Origin of the sequence: Brooklawnia sp. (assembly GCF_049651565.1) — a bacterium.
In the GTDB taxonomy this organism is placed as follows: Bacteria; Actinomycetota; Actinomycetes; order Propionibacteriales; family Propionibacteriaceae; genus Brooklawnia.
Window position 1 is genome coordinate 1 of record NZ_JBASCI010000272.1, and the last position, 4,367, is coordinate 4,367.

A 4,367-nucleotide genomic window follows, 5' to 3' on the forward strand; every position below is an offset into this window, starting at 1 on the left:
GGGTCGTCCAGCACCGCGGTGGCCTGGGTGGGCATCACCGCGGTGGGCAACCCGGCCAGCGTCTCGGTGGGGGCCATCTCCGGGTTGCGGGTGATCGCCCGCAGCTCGGTCGCCACCTCGCGGGCGCTTGGCCGCGCCGCGGCGTCCTTCATCAGCATTCGCGAGAGCAGGTTGTCAAGCGCCGGCGGCACGTCAGGGGCCAGTTCGCCCAGCGGCACCGGGGCGTCATAGGCCTGGGCGTGGGCCACCGCCACCGAACTGGAGCCGAGGAACGGCGGTCGGCCGAGAAAGGTGTGGTAGGCCACGCAGGCCAGCGAGTAGACGTCGGACGCCGGACCGGTTTCCTGGCCGCGGGCCTGCTCGGGCGACATGTAAGCGGCGGTGCCGATGGCGGTTGCCGGACGGGTGAGTTGGGCCCCGGCCTGGTCGACCAGCCGGGCGATGCCGAAGTCGATCAGCACCGGGCGGCCCAGTTCGGGATGGTGCAGCAGGTCGGGGACATCGCCGTTCGGCTCCCGTGCGGCGTCCAGCATGATGTTGGCGGGCTTGACGTCGCGGTGGGTGATGCCGGCGTCGTGGGCGGCCTGCAGGCCGTCGGCGACCCTGGCCAGCATGGGCATCCCGATCTCGTACGACAGGGGGCCGGTCTCGTGGACGACGGTGTTGAGGTTGGGGCCGTTCAGGAACTCCATCACCAGCCAGCCGCGCCGCTCATCGGTGCCGGCGTCGAAGACCTGGACGATCGACTCGTGGTTCAGACCGGCGATCGCGATGCCCTCGCGCCGGAACCGCTCCGCCATGGCCGGGTCGCGGGCCCCCTCGAGCTGGACCACCTTGATGGCGATCTGGCGGTGCAGCAGGGTGTCGAACGCCCGCCACACCTGCCCGGTGGCGCCCTTGCCGACCGTCGCAACCAGTTCGTAGCGACCTGCCAGCAACTCAGCATTCATGGGGATCATCCTGCCGTAGAAAGGGGTTCGATCCGTAGCCGGGATCAGCCCAGGTCGGGGTCGTCCGGCTTGCGGAAACCGGGCACCGCGCTGAGCAGTTCGTTGTTGATACCGCTGCCGCGTCCGAAATCGGTGAGGGTGGTCGGCAGGTCGGGGGAGGCGAACACCGAGACCACCAGCCAGCCCGGGTGGTCGACCGAGTCGCGGACGTCGATCAGGTGGACGCCCTTGCGGTAGAGGAAGCTGCCGGGCCGCTCGCACATCGCGGTGGTCTCGGTGAGGCGCCGGAAGCCCAGTTGGTGGCGGATGATCACCTTGCCCATGGCGTTCCAGATCTCGCGCTCCTGGGAGCCGGAGTAAACCCGGCCGTGCGACCACGGTCCGGTGGTGACCAGCATGTCGGGGTGCGGCCGGTCCATCCGGGTCATCATCATCAGCACCACGGCGACGATCGCGAGCAGCCCGATGCTGACCACCCAGCCCGCCCGGGCGCTGACCGAGAAACCCGACCACACCAGCAGCACCACCGCGCCGACCAGCAGAACTCCGAGCGCGATGCGGTAGATGAGCCGGAACCGTTGGTGGTGAATGCGCTCGGAGGCAAAGATCTCGCTGTCCATCGTCAACCAACAGTACAAGCAGAGCCTCGACACGCCGATGCTTGCCTTGCCACGGTTGCCCTGCCCGGCCCCACCCCAATCATCACTGCGGAGGATTTGGTGAGCGAGTTCGCTGGGCTGACTCAGGGGATTGCCGCAACACCCCAACCCGGAAGGGGGTTCGGATGGGCGGCAAGTGAGGAGCCTCGGATCCTCCGCAGTGTGGCCCGCAGCTGTGGTTGGGCAGATCGGGCAGCAAGTGTCGGCCGACGAAGTCGTTCATCAGGCTGATCCGGGCACCTGAATGGTGCGGATTCCGGTTTGCGCACCCTCAAACCGGCTTACATCGATTCAACTGCCCCAGATCGTGTTCGAGGGTGCGATAACCGGAAATTTCCCGACCTGGACCACGACCGCGGCCCTCGCCCGACGCTCATCGCGGGTTCCTCGAGATCAAGGGCCGGGTACTCGGCCTTGGGTCCCACCCCAATCACCACTGCGGAGAGTCGGTGAGCGAGTTCGCTGCGCGATCCTCCGCAGTGCGGCCCTCCGCGGTGGTTGCGCAGACCGGGCAGCTAGCGGCGGCCGACGAAGTCGTCCATCAAGCTGCCCACGCCGAACAGGTCGACGATCGGGTCAGACCACTGCGGTGGCAGCATCCGCACCGCGAGCACGGCGGTCATGATCGGCGGCAGCACCAGCCGCCGGCGGCCGGCCTCGATGGCGTCCACCACCTGGCGGTCCACCCGGATCGGGTCGAGACTGGGCAGCAACAGCGGCACCTTGCTGCGGGCCCGCTCGAACATGCCGGTATGCACGTGGTAAAGGCAGACAATCAGGGTGCGCACATCGCTGCGCTGCGTGCGCAGCTCGGCCCGCAACGACTGGGTGAACCCGATCGCGGCGAACCTGGACGCCGAGTAATCCGACAACTTCGGTGCCCCGGTCAGGCCGGCGGCCGACGAGATGTTGACGATCACCCCGCGGTCGCGTTCGATCATGCCCGGCAGCACGATGCGGGCGGTGCGATAGAGCGCCAGCGTGTTCATCTCGAAGACCTGCCAACCTGCTCCTCGGTGAGTTCGAGGAAGGATCCCCCGTGGACGACGCCGTGCTGCTCGGCGTCCCGACAGCGCATGTCACACTGGAGGCGTGACGTCCAGCGTCTTCGACGTATTCAGGATCGGGATCGGGCCGTCGTCCTCGCACACGGTGGGCCCGATGCTGGCGGCGCGGGCGTTCGCGCAGGAGCTGGCCGACGCCGGGCTCCTGGGCGAGGTGAGCCGGCTGCGGGTCGACCTGTTCGGCTCGCTGGGCGCGACTGGTTGGGGGCACGGCACCGGCAGCGCGGTGCTGCTGGGCCTGGAGGGCGAGCAACCCGCCCTGGTGGACACCGCGTCGGTGAACGACCGGGTGCGCCAGATCCGCGACCTGCACCGGATCCGGTTGCTGGCCGCAGACCAGCCCGCGCCGCACGCGGTCGACTTCGACCCCGACACCGAACTGCACCGGCACCTGAGCAAGCGGCTGCCGTTCCATCCCAACGCGCTGCAGTTCACCGCCTGGGCCGGACGCCGCGAGCTGGCGACCGGCACCTGGTACTCGATCGGCGGTGGTGCGGTGGTGCGCGACGACGGCACCGGCAACCCACCGATGCCGACCGACCAGCGAGTCTGGCCGTACCCGTTCCGGCGGGCGGCCCGGCTGGTCGACCTGTGCAACGACAACGAGCTGACGGTGCCGCAACTGGTGCTGGCCAATGAGGTGGCGCAGCGTCCCGAGTCCGAGGTGCGCGCCGGGCTGCAGCAGATCTGGCAGGTGATGACCGACTGCATCCGGGCCGGTTGCCAGCACTCCGGGACGCTGCCCGGCGGGCTGTTCGTGGGACGCCGGGCGCCGCAACTGTTCGCCCGGTTGCAGGCCGCCGGTGGGCGGCTGCACGGCGCTGACGACCCGCTCGCCGCGCTCGACCAGGTGACGCTGTGGGCGCTGGCGGTCAGCGAGGAGAACGCTGCCGGCGGGCGGGTGGTGACCGCCCCGACCAACGGGGCGGCGGGCATCATCCCGGCGGTGGCCACCTACGCCGCCACCTACCTGCCGGGCGTGGCCGAGGACGACATCATCGACTTCCTGCTCACCGCCGCCGCGATCGGCACCATCTTCAAGGCCACCGCGTCCATCTCGGGTGCCGAGGTCGGCTGCCAGGGTGAGGTCGGCACCGCCTGCGCGATGGCTGCGGCCGCGTTGGCGCAGCTGCTCGGCGGGACGCCCCAGCAGGTGGTGAACGCCGCCGAGATCGGGCTGGAGCACCATCTCGGGCTGACCTGCGACCCGGTGGGCGGGCTGGTGCAGGTGCCCTGCATCGAACGAAACGCGATCGCCGCGGTCAAGGCCATCACGGCGGCCCGGATGGCGGTGGCCGACGACGGCTACCAGTACGTCAGCCTCGACAACTGCGTGCGCACCATGATGGAGACCGGCCTGGACATGCACTCCAAGTACAAGGAGACCGCCCGCGGCGGGCTGGCGGTCAACATCGTCGAGTGTTGAACGGTCAGGCCGAGGAGTAGCGGCCGCGGTAGTGCAGCAGTGGATCGGGCTCCTCCGGGTCCACCTCGACGTGCGCCAGGCGGCAGCTGACCAGCACCGACCAGCCGAGCGGCTGCGTCGACTCCAGCTCGACCCCGGCCCAGGTGGTGGCGTCCACCGGGCGTGGCCCCCACTGCGTGTCCACCCAGTCGCCGATTCGGAACGCCCCGCCGGGCGCTGGACCGCCCCCGAACGCCTCGGCGAGCCGGGCCTGCCCGGCCGCCAGCAG

At 69.9% G+C, this 4,367-nt stretch carries 5 protein-coding genes; 1 reads left to right on the top strand and 4 read right to left on the bottom strand.

Annotation, left to right across the window (positions count from 1 at the left end):
* The 3 genes from WBL05_RS13255 to WBL05_RS13265 form a co-directional block, all read right to left on the bottom strand.
* On the bottom strand, positions 1 to 950 hold a 950-nt coding region (locus WBL05_RS13255), incomplete at its 3' end, for a serine/threonine-protein kinase (protein WP_424226571.1).
* Between the two features lie 44 nt (positions 951 to 994).
* Positions 995 to 1,570 (bottom strand): hypothetical protein, encoded by a 576-nt coding sequence (locus tag WBL05_RS13260; protein WP_424226573.1) that lies wholly within the window; start codon positions 1,568 to 1,570, stop codon positions 995 to 997.
* Positions 1,571 to 2,124: 554 nt separating this feature from the next.
* Positions 2,125 to 2,598 carry an SDR family NAD(P)-dependent oxidoreductase gene (locus tag WBL05_RS13265; RefSeq protein WP_424226575.1) on the bottom strand — a complete coding sequence of 158 codons (474 nt, stop codon included), beginning with the start codon at positions 2,596 to 2,598 and terminating at the stop codon, positions 2,125 to 2,127.
* A 103-nt stretch (positions 2,599 to 2,701) separates the two neighbouring features.
* Between WBL05_RS13265 and WBL05_RS13270 the strand changes: the two genes are divergently transcribed.
* On the top strand, positions 2,702 to 4,099 hold the full coding sequence (locus WBL05_RS13270; protein WP_424226577.1) for an L-serine ammonia-lyase: 1,398 nt from the start codon (positions 2,702 to 2,704) through the stop codon (positions 4,097 to 4,099).
* A gap of 4 nt (positions 4,100 to 4,103) precedes the next feature.
* On the opposite strand, the gene WBL05_RS13275 is transcribed toward WBL05_RS13270, so the two are convergent.
* A partial coding sequence (locus WBL05_RS13275; protein WP_424226578.1) for a flavin reductase occupies positions 4,104 to 4,367 on the bottom strand: 264 nt, incomplete at its 5' end.

What these genes read in the sequence shown, in the direction of transcription:
- WBL05_RS13265 (WP_424226575.1), bottom strand. Translation starts at nt 2,598, where the DNA reads ATGAACACGCTGGCGCTCTATCGCACCGCCCGCATCGTGCTGCCGGGC.
- WBL05_RS13260 (WP_424226573.1), bottom strand. Translation starts at nt 1,570, where the DNA reads ATGGACAGCGAGATCTTTGCCTCCGAGCGCATTCACCACCAACGGTTC.